A 17,652-nucleotide genomic window follows, 5' to 3' on the forward strand; every position below is an offset into this window, starting at 1 on the left:
AAATCAGATTACATTTATCTTTAGACTATAGAACACCAAATATGGTATATTTAAAAACAGCGTAAATCAATTTTAACCTGTAGCCATATTTCAGGACAAGACATTTGAACATCGAAACTTGAAATTGAAAATATTGAACAAAAATAGAAATATCGATTGAAAAAAATGATTGAAAAATATGACGGAAAAAAGTACACACTGAAAGAATATCTTCCAGTTATTTTTCTATTTATATCTCTTATCGTATTTGCAATTTATACTGTTGTTAAAAAAGGAGATTTTGAAGACATTTATTTAAGTACAACTTTTGACGAAAATGTTGTGGACATTTTTGAAGAAAAAGGAAATACTTATTTGTTACTGACAAATAAAAAAAATAGATATAAAATCGAAAACAGTAGGAATTACGCTTACGAACCTGCGTTTTTTTATGATTTTATTAAAAAAAATGACAGAGTAATTAAAAACCAATGTTCTGATACTATTTATGTAGAAAGGAATTCGAGAAAATATCATTTTCTAATTGAAAGTACATCTTACAATCGTGAAGGAAAATCAAAGGAATTTATTCAAAAATACTTAAACGAAAGACCAATAATGAATGAAAGAAATGATTGTAATTGAAAATGAAACTGAATAAAAACGAACACACAACACAGTATAAAATTAATTGCTGGTAAAAGCCTACTTACGAAAGTCCTCGCGGACTTTCTATCTGTGATTTATTTGCTAACTTTAGTGATTAAAACACGCAACTAATCTTATACAAACACGTTGGCAAACATTAAGTCAAAACTGTAACGAATAAGAAACAGAATAGTCTTTGTAACAAAAAACAATGAAGAACACATCAATCCTAATCAATCTGTTTTTTATAATTACACTTTTTGCTTGTAAAGAGAAAAACACAACGGAATATATCGTTACCGAAAAAGAAAAAACAAATCAAGTAATATTTAAAATTGACGAAAGAATAGAATTATTGAGAATAGCATTTAATTTGGCTGTTCAAGATTATATTGACGTAGGAATGCTTCCTTGTGAAACTGAATATTCAAAACGTGTAAATAAGCACTTCAGGGAATTCAAAAATCATCAATTAATTAAATACATAGATGATTCACCAAACATATTGTTTGATTTCCCAACAATTGGATTAATGTTTAAAAATTTTGAAACTTTTGAATTTGATGATACTTACTCTAAAGAACTTTCGGGATTTAAGATTACAAAAAGTGATATTGACTCATTACAACCTTTGCTAATTGACTTTAGTGAAAAGTCTAATTTCAAAATATTCTTTGAGAATAATAAGAAATATTATCGGAACTCTGTAAAAACTATCGAAAACCAAGTTAATCAAGAAAAACTTTTTGATAGTATAGTGGACTTTTTCCAATCTAAAGAAAAGGGTTTAGAAATGATTGTTTTTGTTGAATTAACGAATAGTGCAAACAATAAAGCTGTATCGTTTTACGACAACTACAACCCAAAGAAAAGAGCAACTATTTTAGGGAATATTTGTGAAACACCTGACAAATCGACTTCTACTAACGAAATATTAGAATTAGATGACAATAGACGAGGAATTCTATATCACGAAACATCTCATTTATTTACAGATAAATTATTAGATAAATACATTGGAGAATTAAGTCAGTACAAAACAATCTGTGAGGATTGTGACGAAATAAAAATTAAAGATAAAATTGACCATCTTATTGTAAACCCATTACAATGGTTACTACAACATAAAATTAACGGAAAAGATGATGGACACAATTTTTATCTTAACGAATGTGAAGATATTAGAAAAGATATTTATGCGAAACTGAATGAATATCAACCAGAAAACGGAATGTCGTTTGAACAAACCTATTCTGATTGTATAAATTTAATTAAACAATCAGCATCTGAAAGATAACGATTTGCCAACAAAGAACTGAGATAAAAAACACCTATTTTTTAGACCAATTTTCAGGTTAATGTACGCCTGTAATTCTTCTCAGTACAATCCGAACCCTGCGATACCTTATGTTTGTTTGATGCGCAAGTGCCCTAAAAACCCCCGGCGATTACAACTAGAATATTCACCGTAAATTCACCTAGCATCGGGTCATCAAAATCATAAAGCAGTACGAGGCTCGCAATTTTCTCAGACTACTTCACAACAAGCTCGGATATGGCCCTATCAATGGGCCGGAGCGTCAATAATGACACTTCTTTTGAACCATTTGATGATCTCTGTCACACTGATCTGCGAAGTTCATTGACAACATTAAAAGTGCTAAAAGATCGTAACATACTTCAAAAAAGTATCACCAATACTTCAAAATATATTCATGCTGAAAAAACTATTTAGGGTTATAGGTCTTTTATTTCTGTGTTGTATCGTACTTCTTATTGCCATTTTTGTATTCATGAACTCCAGCTACAAAAAGCTGGATGCACACACGATGGAACATGTTCCAAAGGTAACCAGTATCCCTTTCGAATATGCTCCTTCAGGTCATATTGTAATACAAGTTGGCATTGATGATACCCAGAATACCTATCCTTTCATCCTAGATAGTGGGGCAGCCAATTATCTTTTCGAAAACTACTTGGGCCAGCAGTCTCCAAAGACCACTGGAAGAACATTGAGTATGGACACGAACGGGGCCTTCTCTTTCCCCAAGATCTACGAAGCACCCTATATCGGCATCGGGGATATCACCCTTCGGAATGTTGGCTTTAAATATACAGAACAACCGTTTCAATGTTACGATCACATCTACGGACTTATCGGTGCCAACATCATGCGACACTTTGTTTGGCAGATAGATTATCAGAACCAGCTGATTCATATTTCCAAAGAAAGAAGACATCTACCCGTCACTCCTGACAAAGAATCGGCCATCGGCATCGCAAAAAACAAATGGGGGCATCAAATCTATACCTCCTTTGCCGTTGGCGATAAAAAAGGACAATTTACCATAGACCTGGGTAGCAATAGCGTGCTCACCATTCCTTTAAAAAAAATCGATTCGAGCACCGTAGCCAATGGACGCGAACTTCTTGGCATTGGATCCTCTGGACTCTCTAGTAACGATAAGGAGAGTAAGAAATATGTAGTGACGATAGATACGCTGAAACTCGGGAAAGAAAAGCGCCCCTTTACCAATGTTGAAACATACGCAAGCAATTCCTCTTCATTCACTGCCATTGGAAATGGTTTTTTAAAGCACTTTCTAATTACGTTGGACTACCCTGAAAAGCAGTTGTATCTTCAAGATAAAAATGACCAACCTTTTGTACACCGCACTCAAAGTGTTGGTTTTCAATTTGACGATGGACTTAGTGTAAGAAGTGTCTTTAAACATTCTAATGCCTATGCATTGGGAATCCGACCCGAGATGGACCTTATTTCTATAAATGGGGTGGTTGTGAAAAATGAAACGGAATTCTGCGAGTTAAGAAGGCAATTGAAACATCTAAACACCATCACAATACGCATTCAAGGTAAACCGGAAGCTGTTACCATTACCAATAATTGATCTAGGAAAAAACCGCTTACTCCAACCACAGTTTAAAGTCCTTTACGCGTTCGCGTGCGACGATCACCTCTTGCTCATTATACTTTTGAAGTTTTATCTGCAAACGTGAATTGGTGTAGGCTATGATGTCTTTGATATAATTGATGTTCACATAGAACTTTCGGCTGATACGAAAAAAGGTCTCTGGCGATATTTCCCCCTCCAAATTTTCTAAAGTCGTATCTAAAAGGTAATTCCTCCCTTCGGCAGTAAACGCATAAGTCCCTTTATTTTCGGAATAAAAGCACTCGACCTCGTCTACGGGAATCATCTTTAGATGTTGTCCTACTTTGACCGTGAAACGTTTTTTGTATTCGCGTTCTAAAGGATTGATCAGTAACTTTTTGATATCGTCAAAATTAAGTTGAACCTCTTGAGCCGCAGGTTTAAAACCATTATATTTTGTTACTGCTGCCGCCAATTCTTCATCATCGATCGGCTTAAGCAAATAATCGATACTGTTTAGTTTGAAGGCCTGCAGCGCATACTCATCAAAAGCCGTGGTGAAAATAACTGCGCTATTTACCTTTACGGCATCAAAGATCTCGAAAGAAAGGCCATCTGATAGCTGGATATCTAAAAAGATAAGATCGGGATGCGCATTGTGCTGAAACCAGTTGATGGATTCCTCCACAGAGTGCAACATTTCATTGACCTCTACATTAAGATCCGCCAGAAGTCGTGAAAGGCGTCTGGCCGCAGGTTTTTCATCCTCTATAATGATCACATTCATAATGGTCGATTCTTTAATATTGTGCTTTTAAGCGTTCTTCTTTTAATTTTCGTTCGATCAGCCACCTTCCAATTCCGCAGACAGCAAAGGTTCCCAAACCTACGGTCAACCAAAAATAAGACAATGGCAATGATCTGGTTCCTACCTCAGCGACAAAAGCAGCATAAAGTCCTACGACGCTCCAACTCATCACCTTCAAATGGACATAGTACCATAATCTTACATGTTTTCTAAAGAGAACCGGATACATCCCTCCTAGTAACGTAAGCAAACTAAAGATCGCAAACCAATGAAAAACGCCAAAAGTTCCGAAGAGATGGTAGAGAAAGAAACTGGAGATATTCATCGATAGCATCGATATCACATAGATATACCCAACGCGCACATGAAACCTGGTTCCTTTGATACTCACCAGCACCACTGCTCCTGTGACCATCGCGATGATGGCAAAAATAGTATGGACGAGTCCTGTAGTACTATGAAACACGGTAGCTTTAGTTAAAATTTGTTGCTTTTATAAGTTTCCTCCTCTTCTTTCATAAACTCTTGTATCTTGCGTTCTTCCCAGTCTTTGCCCAAAAACGTGATGACCCCAAAAACCCTTAGTCCGTGTATCGCCAAAAATAATGCCCATAAGGCTATTCCCCACCAAGAGACCTTCACCTCTATAGAGGTATTCCAAAACCTAGGGATGATCTCAGTATTGACGAGCAAAAGGGAATTGACCAGGATGAATACGGTCAAATGCACATAGAAGCCTCTTATTTTTTTTACTTTTTCTTTCGCACGCTTGTATTTTATGTCTTCCAAATTTTCCATAGTATTATTATTCCCAGCGGTTATTTCTAAATTCTTGTTCGTCCTTCTCCATAAATTCTTTGATCTTACGTTCCTCCCAAGATCTAAAAAAGGTGAACCTATCTCGGTAGACGTACAATCCGTGGGCCAACAGTCCTATCCCCCAAAGGGCTGGGGTAAGCAAGACATTCCAATCCAACCAGTCTAAAAAATCCTGATCATCTATGCGACCTCTAATAACATCCACAAAGCCCGATCTAAGGAAGATGATCAATAAATTAATGATGACATAGGCACGAACATGTGAAAAGAAATCCTTAAGATCCTTCACTTTTTTTTGTGCTCTTTGGTAGCGAGCTTCTTCCGGGTTATCTATCATACGTTGTATCATTTTCGGTTAAGGTCGTTATAACGTTCTTCATCTTTTTTGATGAATTCCTTGATCTTTCTATCTTCCCATGACTTTCCAAAAAAAGGAAATACATTGAATGTGCGTAAGGCATGTAAGGCCAGCCCAATGCCCCAACCAAAGGCAGCCCATAAGAACCAGGGATATCTTAATCCGTCAACTGCAAAGTTGATCACTGCCAGCCCCCCAATTATGATAGTATAGGTTGTCAAGTGAATGTAAAATCCCCTCAGCTCATTTACGCGTTCCTTTGCCTTAAGATAACGGTCTTCTTTAATGTAGTTTTCCATGATGCTATAATTTATTCCCAGCGATTGGATCGACCTTCTTCTCGGTCCTTGTCCATATATTCTTTCAGCTTGCGTTCCTCCCAGTCTCTTCCAAAGAACGGATTGAGGTTAAAGGTTCCGATGGCATGAAAAATGATGCCGATACCCCAGCCAAATACTACCCAAAGGAACCACATATAATGCCACTCATTCACATAGTAGTTTACGATGGCCAGTCCGGAGCAAACGATCACGTATGAGGTGAGGTTGCTATAGAATTTTTTAAGATTCTCAACGCGTTCTCTTGCGCGTAGGTACTTATTCTCTTTGTTGAAATCTTCCATGATGGTCAGTTTTAATTACAAGGCTAATTTCTTAAGCATTTACCGTTTTTGGTAATCTGTATTTCTCAACTGTCGATTTTGAATGATGAACTGTTTTCTTAAACCGATACCAGACCATGTATGGTCCTAGAAATTGTCTTTCTCCATGTATTCTCTTATCTTCTTCTGCTCCCAGCGTTTCCCCCAAAGCGGATGGTATCCAAATGCCTCCAGACCATGGGCCAAAACACCAAAACCCCATCCCAAAGCCGGAAAAATCACCCACGGGAAGTCCGTAGTACGAAAATTTAGCCACGCCAAAAGGGGGATTACGATGCAATAGCTGATAAGATTCCCATAGAATCCTTTGATCGCATCCACCCGCTCTTTGGCGCGTTGATAACGCTTGTCCTTTATAAAAGTATCTTGTGTCTTCATGGTTGTAACTTGTTTCGTGAGCATCGGTATCTTTACGATAAATTCCGAAGTCGTTTTATCTATGGAGACGGCTCTATTGGTAAGAATCGCATAACGCTGATGTATATTTCTCAGTCCAACTCCACTACTCTTTTTCACCACTTGTTTTGGTTGAAGATTATTAGTGACCACTAGATTTCCCTGCTCTTCGGTGATCGTCACATGCAATGGTTTGGCAGGCGTCACCATATTGTGTTTCACAGCATTTTCTAAAAGTAATTGAAGGGATAGCGGCACCACCTTGGCCTCAGGGTCCGAGGCCTTATCAGGAATTTCAAAAACGATACTGTCTTCAAATCGCATTTTCAATAAGCTGACGTAGGTCTTTGCAAATTTCAACTCTTCATCTACCGTGACCAACTCCTTGTTCTTTTGCTCCAATACATAGCGATATACCTTAGATAAGGAGGTTGTGAACTTCTGCGCCTGATAAGGGTCCTCTTCTATCAAGGAGGTCAACACATTTAAGCTGTTGAATAGAAAGTGAGGGTCCAACTGGTTCTTAAGCGCATCGAATTGAGCCGATGCAGCACCTGCGATGATCTTTTGTTCCTTGACCTTGTGCTCTTGTCGATATTTATAGTAGAAGACCGAATAAAAGATTGCCGTTACGACAATGGAGATGGTCAATGACACCCAATAGTATGAGATCCTTTCACCTGAGATAAATTCTTGCCACGACTCGCCTTTTAGTCCCACTTCATTGAACATGCGTAGAAAGAAAATAGCGATCATGGACACCACCACCGACCCAGCGATTCCAGTAAATAAGAATTTAATGGTGAAAAGTTCTTTTTTATATCGTCTCAGCAAATAAACGATCAAAAACATATTGACCATGTAGAGTACGACAGAGAATAGCTGATGGTAGGCGAACATCGTAAAAAAGCTTTCGTCCAGAACATACCTCCTACCATTATAGTAATTAATTACGCCCAGCACCAAAAAAACGGCAACTCCAACACTAAATGCTTTTAGAAGCTCTTTGATGAAACGTTTCCACGTCATTATTCACAGTTTTCAAGAATTTGCAGGGCCCTTTTCTCTCCCCAATTTGGATGAAACTCACTTTCAATTTTAAAGGTAGTAAAAAGTTCTAAGGCCTTGGCCACATCCTTGCAATATGGCGCGGTGTCTTTTCCAAAATATCGAGCACTACCCATATCCCACTCTGCCTTGGCAAATACAACTCTGGGATTGTTGGGTGCCAATTGTAAAGCCTCGTTGTAGAGCTGCGTTACCTTGCCAGAAAGAGTCATCCCATAGGTGGCCCCATCAAAAGCGATCCAGGCCGTATTGATCATCGCTTCCTGCACCAGTATCTCGGCATTGTTTGGCGAAATGATCTTTGCTTCATCAATATGTGCCTTTGCCTTTTCCAATAGCAACGTTAATCGTTGCTCTTCCTTCTCCTTGTAAGCGGCAAAGGTATTTATCTGAGCGATGTAGTAATGAGGTAGCCAAGCATCCGGTGCTGCGCTAGCGATACGCTCAAATAAGGCCTCTGCCTGTTCAATATCCTTTGCTTTCCAAAGGTCGAATGCTTTTTGCATTCCCGTCTCGTACTTGCTTTGGGCATTTCCGTTTGCTAAAGCCAATAGTGAGACCACTAAATAGAAAATTATCCGTACCATGATTCCTAATATTACGTTTGAAATTGATTACACCCCAAAATTGACGTTTTCTGAGGGGCTTTGAAAAGGATAGCTACCGAATTGTCATTTTCAATGGCTGAGTTGTCATTTATTTACGCTTAGAAATTTTTCTCGTCCAATATAGAATATATGAAGTTCCCAGAAGCGTCGGAAGTAACCAACCCAGCAGAGATGGTAACACCTCATTCACAACAAAAAAGGCGGTAACAGCAGCGATGAATCCACCTGTTATTTTGCCGATGTGATGCCTCAACCAATCTTTACGAAGTTTTTGAATATTGCGGAACGCAAGGAAGTCTTGAATGGAACGAACCAGCCCAAGAGCTCCAAATATGGCAAGAACGATTCCAAAACTGTTCCCATTCAATTGTTGATGTATTGCCATGACAAGCATAACGATGGCAAAAAAGAACATCGCACCAGAAACCAGTTTATCAACTCTTAGCTCTGATCGTTGTTCGATCTTTTTATATCGGATTGCAGCTTTACCCGAAATGACCAAGTAGAGACTAAATACGCCGATAACAAATAAGAAATTGTTAATATGGCCTGGCATCCAGGAAATAACCAATGCCAGCAACGCCAAAACGACCATACTATGGTAAAAAACACGGCCCGCCTTGGTGTGGACCGTACCTCCTTTTCTACTTACGATTGCTACTGATCCGGCCAGAAGCGCAATAGCTCCTGCGAATGCATGAATATAGATCATTATGGTGATCAGGTCTTCTAAAGTCATTGTTGATTTCTATAAATGTTGAACCCTTCGAATATTGATGTTTTTAATAGGCGGACAAAACTAAATAATCCGAATTGTAGAAAACTGCGGATAGAATGAAGGATATTGCATTTTGACTTCAATTACCATCCTATTTGGTGCGATAAAAATGAATGATCCATAAAAAAAGGACATACCGTCCTGCTTATTTTTATGAAATCCACTATTTAATTATTCTTTTGTACATTTAATCCGTTGATTAAAACGGAGTTACACCAAGAATTATAAAAGTTAAAAGACATAGGACATTGTAAATCAAGCAAAAAGATTCGAATAATAGCTTTAGATTCTGCTAGTCTTTATGCAGCATTTTGTCGTAAAAAATGGTCTTGACATCGTATTATGAAAGCAAATAGAATTAATAAAAAACCAAATGCATAAATTGCCCGTATATTTTTTTGATGCCAATTTGATTTCCCCTGCTCTATATGCGTAAATTATATAAGAAGGCCAAGTGGTTTTGGCGAAGGCACCCAATGCTGTACTATACACGGTATATGTTGATCAGTAGACAGATGAAGAACCAACTGTTAACTGATGAGAATTATAATAATTATAATAGTTCCGAAGACATTCCCGATATTTATCACAAAGTGAATGAGGACATTCCCTTCTCGTCGGAAAGCGCTTTGGAAAAGACAGCGGTCATTTGCAAATACCTAGCCAAGCACGTTAAAGGTGGTCCAGGTCTAGGTACCTCAAGCGGTAGAGCGTTAAAGATCATGTTAGAAGGAAATTATGGTGTTTGCAGTGATATCTCTCAGGTCTTCAACAACTTTTGTATTCTAAATGACATCAAGGTCCGGGAATGGGGAGTAGTGGATAAATTCTATAAAGAATCCTATGGGCATTCCTTTAACGAAATATTTTCTGAAGAACTTGACAAGTGGATCGCTGTCGACCCGAGCAAGTGCTTATTTTTCTATGACCCCAAAAACGAAACACCGCTTTCTGCGGAAGAACTTTTTACAAGAGGACGCCAAAAGTTACCCTTAAAATATGAGTGCTTCGGTGAGAATGTAGATATTGACGATCCTTATATAAGAGCGATATATTTTAGTCCGAAGGCCATTCCTTTTATGTTGTACAATTATAAGATCAAGACCATCGATACTGTTTTGGACAAGTTCCCAAAGTTTCCAAATTTCCTTATAAGTACTCTTTTGATCATGCTAAGGAAACATTTTCGCTATATGATGCTTTTCAATGATCATAAACGTCTTTGGAATCCAAAGACCCAAATAGTGACACAAGGAAATACCATTACCGAGGAAAAGGCGTCGGAACCTGGGGTAGAGACCTCGTCAAAATCCTATAAGTTATCTAACTGATTGCTTTTCTTGTCGCCGCTTATAGTCCAGAAAAATCCTATAAAGAAGAATTGATCTGCAGCTGGTCTAATTGCCTGTCTGTCAAAAAAACCTTCCGAATTTGGAGTGTTTGCATAATTGTATCCAAAAACGTTGCGCGTGGCCAAGACGTTATTTACCGAAAAGTAAAGTATTTTCTGTTGGCTAATTAGATAGGCCCAGTTGATGCTTAGACTGTTATACGGTCTTGTACGTTCGGATAAGAATGAAGTGATGTTGGGATCGGTATAAGGCCTGCCAGTAGCGAAGATGTAACTCGCTCCGATCTGTGATTTCCAAGAATCTATCCAATATTTCCCTACTAGCGAGATATTGTGCTTGTTTGTAAAACTAGGCGCAGCTTCCACAGGAAAATTCTGATAGTTCCTTTTCGTATCCAGGTATGAATAACTGAGCCAATAGTCCAAGTTCTTGATCGACCTGTTATCTCGCCAAAAGAGGTCCAAGCCTGAGGCATCACCAAATCCTTCATTATTGAAATCACTATCGAATTGCGGTAGCATCGTATCATATTTTATCAAATTGCGATATCGTTTATGGTATGCCTCCGCTCTAAAGATCTGCCCCCCCTTAGAATACTGATAATTGAGCAAGTAATGGGTGGCGCGCTCGGCGTGAAGATCTCTTTGGAATTTGAGATAGCGATCTAGCGGTTGCTGATAGAACTCGCCGTAGGCCAAAGAGAACTGCGAGGCATCACCGGTCTTGTACGCCAAGGAAAGCCTCGGCGACCAATTGGTCTCTCGTAACAATTCTGAATATTCAGAGCGTAATCCAATTTTACAGGCCAGCTTGTTCGAAAAGAAAATGTCGCCCTCTACAAAACTTGCAAAGATATTGTTGCTGAAAGCCGTACTAAAGTTGAGGGAGGCATCCATAAAATCCTCTTCGAAGGCAGCATTGAAATACTCCGTACCAAAATTTAGTTTCAAGCGACTGCTGAAGCTCTTTTTGAATGAAGCCTTTAGGTGAAAGGAATCCGTATCGCCATCGACCTCAGCATCTTGGATGGTCACACCGTTGCGGTCGTTGGTGTAACTCAATCCCGTATTCAATATCCAGTCATTCCCAAAATATCCCTTATAGCTACTATTGATGTAAAAATTTCGATTTTTCAACCCAAATCGAGCGCCTTCGGTCAAGTTGATATCCGGCTGGGTTAGCCTAAAGTTGGTCATATCGAGTGCGGCATACAGTTTAAACATCCCTTTATCGAACTTTCTTCTAAAAACGGTCTCGCCCGCCGCGACCTCGATCGGTTTTTCCCAATCGTTCCTGTCGGGATAAATAGCGATATACGGGGCCAGATTGATGTAAGAAGTATTTACGCTCAAAGCGCTCTTCTCCCATTTTGTGGTATGGCCAAGGCCTCCCCCAACACTCATCAAAGCGATGTCTGTCTTCTCTTGATCGGGTTCATCGATGGTATTTAATAATAATACACTGGACAATGCCTGACCGTACTCTGCAGAATATCCCCCGGTCGAAAATGTAATTCCTTTGAAAAGAAAGGGAGAATAGCGACCGCGCGTGGGAATATTATTAGCGGTTGGGGTGAAAGGCGTAAAAACTCTCATACCGTCGATAAAGACCTGGGTCTCTTCGGCTTGGCCTCCTCTGACGAACAATCTACCATCCTCTGCCACTGTGGTCGTCCCTGGTAAGGTCTGGAAAGCACCTACATAATCCCCTAATGCGCTTGCGGTAGTAACAATGTCCAACGGTTTTAACACGGAAACCTTGGCGTTGTCTCCCGCCTTAAATGAACCTGCAGTGAGGGTCACCCCAGTGAGGGTATTGATCTCCTCCCTTAATACGATCGTCAGATCCTGGAGTTGAGCGACATCTGTTGTCAATGAAAATTCTTCAAAGGAAATATAGGTCACGGTCAAGGTGTGAACGCCTTGCTCTGTAGTAGAAAAGTTGAAAGTCCCAGTCTCGCTGGTCGAAGCACCATCGTAAGTGCCTTTTAGATATACATTTGCACCGCCGATAGGATTTCCTTTGGAATCGGTGACCTTTCCTGATACCACTACCTGTGCAAGTGTATAATGTGATACGATGAATGAAAGCACTAACATAATGAACTTCATGGTCGCTGTTTTTTGTTAGTGCTAAATTCATATGATCTTCAACGAATTTCTAAGAAGCTTTTCCGAACTGTGACATAATAAGGATGAACTGTTCTGAAATGGACAATAGGTAAAAGATTTATGATCGATCTAGCAATTTTTCTTTTATTTGCATAACCAACCTTCTTAGTTTTGAACCCAACCATTTTGACCAACAAAAAACGATCGCTCTTTAGTTTGATTTTTACAGTCATCAGTATCATGGCTGCCCTATGTACAGTTTTAGAGCAATTATCCTATTTAGAAATTCTTTTCAAACCGCTGATCGTAGCATCGCTTATCTGGTTCTTTTATAAGCATTCGAGCCACTTGCCTAAAAGGTATAGACAATATACACTGGTGGCTTTATCTCTATGCCTTTTAGGTGATGTACTTTTGATATTTGAGAACAAGGATGATCTTTTCTTCTTGTTTGGGCTGTCCTCCTTCCTGTTGGCCCATGTGATGTATGTTCGGGTATTCATGGAAAACATTCGGGTCTCTTTTAGACGTATCGTGCCGTTCGCATCAATATTGGTCATCTATGCAAGTTTACTTCTATTCTTGCTATATGAACATCTGGACACGCTTGTGCTCCCGGTTGTCTTATATGTGATGGTCATCAGCACTATGACACTCACCGCTTACCTTAGATGGGGGAAAGCAGATCGCATTAGTTATCTGCTTGTGCTGGCTGGGGCGGTTCTCTTTATGTTTTCTGACAGTATTATCGCAATTGATAGATTTCACCAGAGTATCCCGTTTTCTGGTTTCATCATCATAAGTTCGTACGCGGCTGCCCAGTATGGCATCACGTTGGGACTGCTTAAACAACAAAAATGAGATGTTTTACAGTGCTTTTTTTGGATTAGACCTAACTTAACTATACCTTTTACCAGAAAAAAGTTGTTTGCCTACGTAAATGAAGAGTATCCTTTTTAATAGTCTGTTTTTTTTGATCTTGACATTGGATATTGTCTTCAGTAATTTTGACCACCTTCTTCCATATCGAGTGATTACCAAACCGGCCGTGATCGGCTCACTCTTGGTATACTTCTATCTCAATAGTGCACATCTCATAAAGGAGGAGAGACGCTTTTTATTATTGGCACTGGTGTTCCTCCTTCTAGGTGACATATTATTCTTAAAGTTTGATGACACCTTTTTCTTCTTTTTAGGGATGGCAAGTTTCATGTTGGGAAACATTATGTATTCGCTGGCCTTTCACTTCTATGTTTCACATCGCTTTATAAGGACCATACTATTCTCGATAGTGTTATTGGCCTATGCCTATGGTCTATTGAATCTTATAATCGATGGACTGGAAGCGCTTTTTGTTCCGGTTCTTATTTTTATGGTGGTCGTTTTCACAATGCTACAGAGTGCTTTCTCGAGATTGGAAGCCGAGGTGCCCAGAACCGCTTATTTTCTAGTTTTCACAGGAGGGCTTCTTTTTATGTTCTCGGAAAGTATCATTGCATATAGCAAATTCTACAAACCCTTTCCCTTCGAAGATATTTTCATAATGCTCACCTATGGTCTAGGACAATATTTCATAATCATGGGAATGACGTACAAACGAAATACTAAGGCGAAAAAATATAATCAAAATTTTCATAACTAATAGATTCACAACATTTTAAGATTCTTTTACAACACAATCTTTCAAAATATAAAAGGGATGTGTATATTTAAAGATTTTAGATTTTTCCTTCGGAAAAAACAATGCTATGAAAAACCAAGGCCTCTTTACGATCATTTATATGGTTATCCTTGCTACTGACCTTGTCTGCAGTAACGTGGAGTCGTTGAGGCCATTTAGGGTGATCACAAAACCCTCGGTAATTTCTTCTCTATTCTTCTTTTTTTTATACAACAGTGGACATCTGGTCAAACAACAACGAAACTTTATGTTGGCCGCATTGGTGTTCTTTTTCTTGGGTGATCTCTTTTTTCTAAACTATTATGACAATTTGTTCTTCATGATCGGTTTTGGATTCTTTTTCCTTGCATATTTGATGTACGTTTTTGCCTTTCAATTCAATATTTCATACCATTTGGGAAGATTGGTCATTCTCTCAGTGATCATTATGATCTATGCTTTTTGGTTCTTAAAGAAAACACTGATGGGTCTGGGCGACTACTTCATTCCTATAATTATATTCATGGTGGTCATATTCAGCTCACTTCAAAGTGCATTCTTCCGATGGAACCAGGTGCCTCAAAAAAGTTTTTATCTCGTTTTTGTCGGAGCCCTTATCTATCTGGGTACGCAAACGCTTATTGCTTACAACAAATTTGTCGGACCCGTCCCCTATGAAAATTTTTTTACCATGTTCACCTATGGAATCGCTCAATATTGTATCGTGATAGGAATCTTGATCCAGCAGCGTCGACCTGTAGAATTTGACCAATAATTAACTAAGCAAAAATCTAAATTTCGATTTTATAATGTGAAAAATTTAAAGCTTTTCCTTTTTTTATTCTTGATCAATTTGGCGCTCGATATAGTCTTTAACAATATCGATGGGCTTTATACCTTTAGATTCATCACAAAACCTGGTGTTACGATATCGCTATTGCTTTTCTATTATCAAAACAGACAACGCCTTTCGGTTGAGGAATATGTCTTTGTTCTAGAAGCCTTAGCGGTCATTCTTATAGGTAATACCTTCTTGCTCGAACAGTCCAATATCTATTTCTTTGGCATTGGCATCATTACTTTTATGGTTGCCAATGTGCTTTATACCATCGTTTTTTTTAGAGATTGCACCTTCAGGCTCAAAAGACTTTTACCCGTTTTGGTTGGTATCGGGGCTTATGCCGCTGTTATTTTTTCGTTGATAAAGGACAACTTAGGACCCTTTCTTATCCCCGCGATCTTTTTTCTCATCTCGGGGGTTGTTATGCTCACCATGTCTTTTTTGAGGAAGGGACAAGTAAATAACAGGAGCTTTTGGATGGTGTTTATAGGGAGCATCTTTGCCGTAATTGGTTGGACGATTGTAGCATTGAATCAGTTCCATAAGCCATTTCCTGGAAAAAACATATGGATCATGTTCTTCCATGGTCTCGCGCATCTCAACATCGCTTTGGGAATACTTTACAAGTATCATAAAATGGAAAAAATCACCAAATAATGAGTAGAGATCTCGCATTCGGGTTGCTTTTCGCGGGGATTCTTCTTATCGATATAACATTGAACAATCTTGCGGAGCTCTCCGTATTCCGATATTTGACCAAACCATTGGTTCTGGGCTCGCTGGTTGTTTATTTTTACCTAAATAGTGACCATCTTCCTGCTAAAGAGAAAAAGTACACCCGCTACGGATTGATGTCGCTGTTCGTAGGCGACCTATTTATCCTTGGCGACTTCAAAACATTCTATCTTGTGGGTGGTATCATCTGCTTTATCGTAGCCAAGATCTTTTATTTTCTAGCTTTTAAACAGCAGGCGACCATAGAAAAACGACGTTTGACACTCTTTTTATCTGGCGGGTTTATATATGCCACAGGTCTTTATATCTTAATATTCCCTAAAGTTGGAAATCTATTGATTCCGGTAACGGCTTATTTTTTAGCCTCCACGATCATGGCACTTTGTGCATTTTTGCGTTATCGAAAAGTGAATACAAAAAGCTTTCTGTTTGTTTTAGGCGGGTCACTGCTTTTTGTCATTTGCGAGAGCATCTCTAGTATCAATCGATTTTATGATGAAGTGCCTTACAAGAACATCTTGATCATGCTCACCTATGCCTACGCACAGTTTTTCATAGTGAAAGGCATGTTATGCCAAGGTGAAAACACCTCTACTGAGTTGTAGTGATGACCCGACTTTTCTTCTTTTTGAACGGTCGGATAATAAGACGCGCCTCTCGATCGAATCTAATATAGTTATAGACCCAATTGACAAAGACCACGACCCTATTTCTAAACCCTATGAGAAAGAACAGATGCACGAACATCCAAACGAACCATGCAAAAACTCCCTGAAACTTTATCCGTTCCAGATCCACCACAGCCTTATTTCGGCCGATCGTTGCCATCGACCCCTTGTTCTTATATTTAAAAGGTTTCTTCTCCTTTCCCTTTATTTTTCGCAAGAGGTTCTTTCCCAATAGCCTCCCCTGTTGTATAGCCGGTTGCGCCATCATAGGATGTCCATTGGGGTACTCGTCATCTTGCATACAGGCAATGTCTCCGATCGCATAGACATTCTCTAGACCTTCTACCTCGTTGTAGCGATTCACCTTAATACGATTCCCTCTGGTGATCACATCAGCTGCATCTATACCTTTTATCGTATTACCTTTTACTCCAGCAGCCCAGACAAGCGTGGCCGTGTCAAAGGTGACATCGGTATTGGTCTTTGCGGTCTTTCCATCGTAATTTTGTACACGCAGGCATTTCCAAACATTGACCCCTAAGCCTTCGAGATAGTCCTCGGCCTTTTTCGAGGCCTTTTCACTCATCGCTGGTAAGACTCGATCACTGCCTTGTACCAGATTGATCTGCATCTGTCTTATATCGAGATCAGGATAGTCTTTGGGCAATATTCCTTTTTTGATCTCGGCCAAAGCACCGGCTAGCTCTACACCGGTCGGTCCTGCACCTACGATCACAAAGTTCATAAGGGCGTTGCGCTCGTTAAGGTCGTCTGTAAGCAAGGCTTCCTCAAAATTTTCCAGGATCAAACTGCGTAAGTTCAACGACTGCGGAATGGTCTTCATCTGCATGCTGTTCTGCTCCATCTCCTTGTTTCCAAAGAAGTTCGTGGTTGAACCTGTTGCAATGACCAAATGATCATATCGCAGATCGCCGATATTGGTGCTGACCTGCTTTGCTTCGATATTTATTTTCTTTACCTCGGCCAATCTAAAGAAGAAATTAGGATAGTCTTTGAGTATCTTCCGAATGGGATATGCAATAGAATCGGGCTCCAATCCACCCGTAGAAACTTGATACAGCAAAGGTTGAAACGTGTGATAGTTATGCTTGTCCAGCAATACGACCTGTACCTCTTGCTCTGAGAGCTGCTTGGCCAAAGACACTCCGCCAAAACCGCCACCGATGATCACTACCCGTGGCATGCTATTTCTAGGAATATTCATAGATTGAAAATATGCTACAAAAATAGGACTTAGCGGTTTTTCA

20 protein-coding genes are annotated in these 17,652 nt (G+C 39.3%); 9 read left to right on the forward strand and 11 right to left on the reverse strand.

Translation table 11 applies throughout. From position 1 onward, the window contains the following. Positions 1 to 156: 156 nt before the first annotated feature. The 3 genes from ACFQ1M_RS01285 to ACFQ1M_RS01295 all read left to right on the forward strand — a co-directional run bounded on the left by ACFQ1M_RS01285 (position 157) and on the right by ACFQ1M_RS01295 (position 3,536). On the forward strand, positions 157 to 624 hold the full coding sequence (locus tag ACFQ1M_RS01285) for a hypothetical protein (RefSeq protein ID WP_386402685.1): 468 nt from the start codon (positions 157 to 159) through the stop codon (positions 622 to 624). A 214-nt stretch (positions 625 to 838) separates the two neighbouring features. After that, positions 839 to 1,924, forward strand: a complete 1,086-nt coding sequence (locus ACFQ1M_RS01290) for a DUF4932 domain-containing protein (RefSeq protein WP_386402688.1) — start codon at positions 839 to 841, stop codon at positions 1,922 to 1,924. Positions 1,925 to 2,420: 496 nt separating this feature from the next. After that, positions 2,421 to 3,536 carry a hypothetical protein gene (locus ACFQ1M_RS01295; RefSeq protein ID WP_386402691.1) on the forward strand — a complete coding sequence of 372 codons (1,116 nt, stop codon included), beginning with the start codon at positions 2,421 to 2,423 and terminating at the stop codon, positions 3,534 to 3,536. A 16-nt stretch (positions 3,537 to 3,552) separates the two neighbouring features. Here the strand turns inward: ACFQ1M_RS01295 and ACFQ1M_RS01300 are convergent, their stop codons facing one another. From ACFQ1M_RS01300 to ACFQ1M_RS01340, 9 genes are all read right to left on the reverse strand, one after another. Then, the gene (locus tag ACFQ1M_RS01300) at positions 3,553 to 4,308 is read right to left on the reverse strand and encodes a LytR/AlgR family response regulator transcription factor (protein ID WP_386402694.1); all 756 of its coding nucleotides are present in this window, start codon (positions 4,306 to 4,308) and stop codon (positions 3,553 to 3,555) included. Between the two features lie 13 nt (positions 4,309 to 4,321). Continuing rightward, on the reverse strand, positions 4,322 to 4,795 hold the full coding sequence (locus ACFQ1M_RS01305) for a DUF2306 domain-containing protein (RefSeq protein WP_386402697.1): 474 nt from the start codon (positions 4,793 to 4,795) through the stop codon (positions 4,322 to 4,324). An 11-nt stretch (positions 4,796 to 4,806) separates the two neighbouring features. Next, positions 4,807 to 5,127 (reverse strand): 2TM domain-containing protein, encoded by a 321-nt coding sequence (locus tag ACFQ1M_RS01310; protein ID WP_386402700.1) that lies wholly within the window; start codon positions 5,125 to 5,127, stop codon positions 4,807 to 4,809. Positions 5,128 to 5,134: 7 nt separating this feature from the next. Next, complete coding sequence (locus ACFQ1M_RS01315) at positions 5,135 to 5,485, reverse strand: 2TM domain-containing protein (protein ID WP_386402703.1); 351 nt, start codon at positions 5,483 to 5,485, stop codon at positions 5,135 to 5,137. A gap of 8 nt (positions 5,486 to 5,493) precedes the next feature. After that, on the reverse strand, positions 5,494 to 5,805 hold the full coding sequence (locus ACFQ1M_RS01320; RefSeq protein WP_386402706.1) for a 2TM domain-containing protein: 312 nt from the start codon (positions 5,803 to 5,805) through the stop codon (positions 5,494 to 5,496). Between the two features lie 11 nt (positions 5,806 to 5,816). Beyond that, positions 5,817 to 6,128, reverse strand: a complete 312-nt coding sequence (locus ACFQ1M_RS01325) for a 2TM domain-containing protein (protein WP_386402709.1) — start codon at positions 6,126 to 6,128, stop codon at positions 5,817 to 5,819. 126 nt (positions 6,129 to 6,254) lie between these two features. Continuing rightward, the gene (locus tag ACFQ1M_RS01330) at positions 6,255 to 7,592 is read right to left on the reverse strand and encodes a 2TM domain-containing protein (protein ID WP_386402712.1); all 1,338 of its coding nucleotides are present in this window, start codon (positions 7,590 to 7,592) and stop codon (positions 6,255 to 6,257) included. Continuing rightward, positions 7,592 to 8,218, reverse strand: a complete 627-nt coding sequence (locus ACFQ1M_RS01335) for a hypothetical protein (RefSeq protein ID WP_386402714.1) — start codon at positions 8,216 to 8,218, stop codon at positions 7,592 to 7,594. Before ACFQ1M_RS01335 ends, ACFQ1M_RS01330 begins: the two co-directional genes overlap by 1 nt. Before the next feature lie 109 nt (positions 8,219 to 8,327). Beyond that, entirely contained in the window at positions 8,328 to 8,978 is a 651-nt protein-coding gene (locus ACFQ1M_RS01340) for a DUF2306 domain-containing protein (protein WP_386402717.1), read from the reverse strand. Between the two features lie 554 nt (positions 8,979 to 9,532). Here ACFQ1M_RS01340 and ACFQ1M_RS01345 point away from each other — a divergent pair. After that, positions 9,533 to 10,348, forward strand: coding sequence for a hypothetical protein (locus ACFQ1M_RS01345; protein ID WP_386402720.1), 816 nt, complete (start codon positions 9,533 to 9,535; stop codon positions 10,346 to 10,348). Here the strand turns inward: ACFQ1M_RS01345 and ACFQ1M_RS01350 are convergent. Beyond that, on the reverse strand, positions 10,330 to 12,480 hold the full coding sequence (locus ACFQ1M_RS01350; protein ID WP_386402723.1) for a TonB-dependent receptor: 2,151 nt from the start codon (positions 12,478 to 12,480) through the stop codon (positions 10,330 to 10,332). The genes ACFQ1M_RS01345 and ACFQ1M_RS01350 overlap by 19 nt on opposite strands. A 171-nt stretch (positions 12,481 to 12,651) precedes the next feature. On the opposite strand from ACFQ1M_RS01350, the gene ACFQ1M_RS01355 reads away from it, so the two are divergent. From ACFQ1M_RS01355 to ACFQ1M_RS01375, 5 genes are all read left to right on the forward strand, one after another. After that, positions 12,652 to 13,341: a lysoplasmalogenase gene (locus ACFQ1M_RS01355; protein WP_386402726.1), complete on the forward strand. Its 690-nt coding sequence runs from the start codon at positions 12,652 to 12,654 to the stop codon at positions 13,339 to 13,341. A gap of 79 nt (positions 13,342 to 13,420) precedes the next feature. Next, positions 13,421 to 14,122, forward strand: a complete 702-nt coding sequence (locus ACFQ1M_RS01360; protein ID WP_386402729.1) for a lysoplasmalogenase — start codon at positions 13,421 to 13,423, stop codon at positions 14,120 to 14,122. 106 nt (positions 14,123 to 14,228) lie between these two features. Continuing rightward, positions 14,229 to 14,915, forward strand: a complete 687-nt coding sequence (locus tag ACFQ1M_RS01365) for a lysoplasmalogenase family protein (protein WP_386402732.1) — start codon at positions 14,229 to 14,231, stop codon at positions 14,913 to 14,915. 36 nt (positions 14,916 to 14,951) lie between these two features. Continuing rightward, positions 14,952 to 15,638 carry a lysoplasmalogenase gene (locus ACFQ1M_RS01370; protein ID WP_386402735.1) on the forward strand — a complete coding sequence of 229 codons (687 nt, stop codon included), beginning with the start codon at positions 14,952 to 14,954 and terminating at the stop codon, positions 15,636 to 15,638. Then, positions 15,638 to 16,321: a lysoplasmalogenase gene (locus ACFQ1M_RS01375; RefSeq protein WP_386402738.1), complete on the forward strand. Its 684-nt coding sequence runs from the start codon at positions 15,638 to 15,640 to the stop codon at positions 16,319 to 16,321. The genes ACFQ1M_RS01370 and ACFQ1M_RS01375 overlap by 1 nt, the downstream gene beginning before the upstream one ends. Here ACFQ1M_RS01375 and ACFQ1M_RS01380 read toward each other — a convergent pair. Next, positions 16,308 to 17,609, reverse strand: coding sequence for an NAD(P)/FAD-dependent oxidoreductase (locus ACFQ1M_RS01380; protein WP_386402741.1), 1,302 nt, complete (start codon positions 17,607 to 17,609; stop codon positions 16,308 to 16,310). The genes ACFQ1M_RS01375 and ACFQ1M_RS01380 overlap by 14 nt on opposite strands. Between the last annotated feature and the right edge of the window lie 43 nt (positions 17,610 to 17,652).

The sequence above is a fragment of the Sungkyunkwania multivorans genome, assembly GCF_042675645.1.
Classification (GTDB): Bacteria; Bacteroidota; Bacteroidia; order Flavobacteriales; family Flavobacteriaceae; genus Sungkyunkwania; species Sungkyunkwania multivorans.

What these genes read in the sequence shown, in the direction of transcription:
- ACFQ1M_RS01330 (WP_386402712.1), bottom strand. Translation starts at nt 7,592, where the DNA reads ATGACGTGGAAACGTTTCATCAAAGAGCTTCTAAAAGCATTTAGTGTT.
- ACFQ1M_RS01310 (WP_386402700.1), bottom strand. Translation starts at nt 5,127, where the DNA reads ATGGAAAATTTGGAAGACATAAAATACAAGCGTGCGAAAGAAAAAGTA.
- ACFQ1M_RS01335 (WP_386402714.1), bottom strand. Translation starts at nt 8,218, where the DNA reads ATGGTACGGATAATTTTCTATTTAGTGGTCTCACTATTGGCTTTAGCA.
- ACFQ1M_RS01315 (WP_386402703.1), bottom strand. Translation starts at nt 5,485, where the DNA reads ATGATAGATAACCCGGAAGAAGCTCGCTACCAAAGAGCACAAAAAAAA.
- ACFQ1M_RS01380 (WP_386402741.1), bottom strand. Translation starts at nt 17,609, where the DNA reads ATGAATATTCCTAGAAATAGCATGCCACGGGTAGTGATCATCGGTGGC.
- ACFQ1M_RS01300 (WP_386402694.1), bottom strand. Translation starts at nt 4,308, where the DNA reads ATGAATGTGATCATTATAGAGGATGAAAAACCTGCGGCCAGACGCCTT.
- ACFQ1M_RS01340 (WP_386402717.1), bottom strand. Translation starts at nt 8,978, where the DNA reads ATGACTTTAGAAGACCTGATCACCATAATGATCTATATTCATGCATTC.
- ACFQ1M_RS01325 (WP_386402709.1), bottom strand. Translation starts at nt 6,128, where the DNA reads ATGGAAGATTTCAACAAAGAGAATAAGTACCTACGCGCAAGAGAACGC.
- ACFQ1M_RS01295 (WP_386402691.1), top strand. Translation starts at nt 2,421, where the DNA reads ATGAACTCCAGCTACAAAAAGCTGGATGCACACACGATGGAACATGTT.
- ACFQ1M_RS01290 (WP_386402688.1), top strand. Translation starts at nt 839, where the DNA reads ATGAAGAACACATCAATCCTAATCAATCTGTTTTTTATAATTACACTT.
- ACFQ1M_RS01360 (WP_386402729.1), top strand. Translation starts at nt 13,421, where the DNA reads ATGAAGAGTATCCTTTTTAATAGTCTGTTTTTTTTGATCTTGACATTG.
- ACFQ1M_RS01350 (WP_386402723.1), bottom strand. Translation starts at nt 12,480, where the DNA reads ATGAAGTTCATTATGTTAGTGCTTTCATTCATCGTATCACATTATACA.
- ACFQ1M_RS01345 (WP_386402720.1), top strand. Translation starts at nt 9,533, where the DNA reads ATGAAGAACCAACTGTTAACTGATGAGAATTATAATAATTATAATAGT.
- ACFQ1M_RS01375 (WP_386402738.1), top strand. Translation starts at nt 15,638, where the DNA reads ATGAGTAGAGATCTCGCATTCGGGTTGCTTTTCGCGGGGATTCTTCTT.
- ACFQ1M_RS01365 (WP_386402732.1), top strand. Translation starts at nt 14,229, where the DNA reads ATGAAAAACCAAGGCCTCTTTACGATCATTTATATGGTTATCCTTGCT.
- ACFQ1M_RS01320 (WP_386402706.1), bottom strand. Translation starts at nt 5,805, where the DNA reads ATGGAAAACTACATTAAAGAAGACCGTTATCTTAAGGCAAAGGAACGC.